The organism is Tautonia rosea (genome assembly GCF_012958305.1).
Lineage (GTDB): Bacteria > Planctomycetota > Planctomycetia > Isosphaerales > Isosphaeraceae > Tautonia > Tautonia rosea.
Genome location: NZ_JABBYO010000045.1, coordinates 1 through 1,689 on the forward strand (window position 1 = coordinate 1; position 1,689 = coordinate 1,689).

The 1,689-nt window shown below is 67.1% G+C and carries 1 protein-coding gene and 1 pseudogene; one reads left to right on the forward strand and one right to left on the reverse strand.

Going from position 1 to position 1,689, the window contains the following annotated elements; genetic code table 11:
• Positions 1–483, forward strand: a pseudogene (locus HG800_RS27095) (hypothetical protein); the annotation flags it as partial.
• Between the two features lie 79 nt (positions 484–562).
• On the opposite strand, the gene HG800_RS26755 reads toward HG800_RS27095, so the two are convergent.
• The gene (locus HG800_RS26755; RefSeq protein ID WP_169981442.1) at positions 563–1,552 is read right to left on the reverse strand and encodes an IS110 family transposase; all 990 of its coding nucleotides are present in this window, start codon (positions 1,550–1,552) and stop codon (positions 563–565) included.
• Positions 1,553–1,689: the final 137 nt, after the last annotated feature.

A 1,689-nucleotide genomic window follows, 5' to 3' on the forward strand; every position in this document is an offset into this window, starting at 1 on the left:
CACGGTGAGACGCCCCAAGCCTCGTGCGGCGACGCCGCCCCGGTTGACGAGCAACCGGGGCCATCGATGAAGGAGCTTCTGTCAAGCCGCTGCCGGTGCGGAGTGCTGGCCGTGGGTCCCACGCTCATCCCCCTCGCCGTCGGCGTCGGTCGGCCTGGTCCCGTCCCGATCCGAGCCCGCGACGTGGCGGCGGCTCACCCACGATCATCCTCCGAGCCTGAGGCCGAGGGAAGGCCCTCGGCGTGGCCTGTGACGAGCGGGGCCGACGAGACGCAGGACGCTCCACCATCTCTTCAGGGTCGGGCCGCGGGGGCTCGCCCTACGAAACCGGATTGCGGTCGACAGACGCCAGAATTCACCCTGACGTGGATCCGGCCAGGACCGGCCCACTTGGCCCCGGACGTGGTCGCCTGTCGATTCGTCCCGCCCACGCGGCGGTGGCTCGACATCAGCTCCAGAAGTGTTGAAGATCAGTTCATGTGAATGATTGTCGTCATAGTCGTAGTCGTGGTCGTGGTCGAACTCCGGCTCAGGCCGCCGTGGCCGAGGGCTCGCGATACTCCTAGCCGCTGCGGAGCAACGCCACCAGCACCTCCAGCAGCCGACGTGCCACGGCCACGATCGCTCGGCGTGCCCCCCGACGCTGCTTCAACGCCCGGTAAATCCCCCGCCAGTAGGCCGAGCGGCGGACCGCTTGCCAGGCCGCCTCCACCAGCACCCAACGCAACAGCGGTGAGCCCTGTTTGGTGATCCCCAGCTCTCGCACCTTGCCCGCCGACTCGCGACGACCCGGCGCCAGCCCCGCATAAGCGACCACCTGCTTGGCCGACCGGAACCGGCGGATGTCGCCCAGCTCCGCCAGCACCACTTCGGTCGTCACCTCGCCGACCCCGGTGACGCTCTGAAGCACCTGGCGGTGGCGTTGCTCGGCCGCCGAAGCGGCCGTGGCGAACTGACGCAGCCGCGTCCTCAGCTCGGCCAGCTGGGCTTCGAAGGATGACAGTTGAATGAGCATTTGATCGACGATGAATCGGTCCGAGTCGCTCAGCGGCACGGCGGCGATGTGGTCCCGGCCCCCGCGGGCGAACAGGTCGCGGCGATCGGCGTTGGAATCGCTCAAAATCCGACGGACCTTGACCCGGACCTGGGTCCGCTCCTTCATCAGGAATTGCCGATGTCGTACCAAGGCCCGATGCTCCCGCTGCCGCGGCGTGGGCCGATACGCCTGCGGATTCATGTCCAACGCCAGGAACTCGGCCAGCACGCGGGCGTCGAGCTTGTCGCTCTTGCGGGTGCTCTCGGCGATGACCCGCAGCTTGCCCGGATGCGCCAGCACCACCCGCCGGGCCAGCGGCTCGATTCGCCCGAGCAGCCACTCGTAGCTGGCCGTGGCCTCGACGACCGCCTCGAAGGGCCCCAGAGCGGCGAAAAACGCCTCGATCCGTGCCGGATCGGCACAGGGGAATTTGCGGGTCTGCCGCACGTTGCGGTCCTGATCGACGACGCAAACGGTGATACGCTCTTTGTGGAGGTCGATGCCGACGTACCTCATGGCAGTGCTCCGAATCGAGAAAACCGAGAGAATCGACACACTCAAGGTTTACCTCAGACTCGAAGCCGCTGCCGGCGTCGGCTCGGCCTCCTTCATAGTTTCACCCAAGACGCATCAATTGAAGATGGAAACGGTCG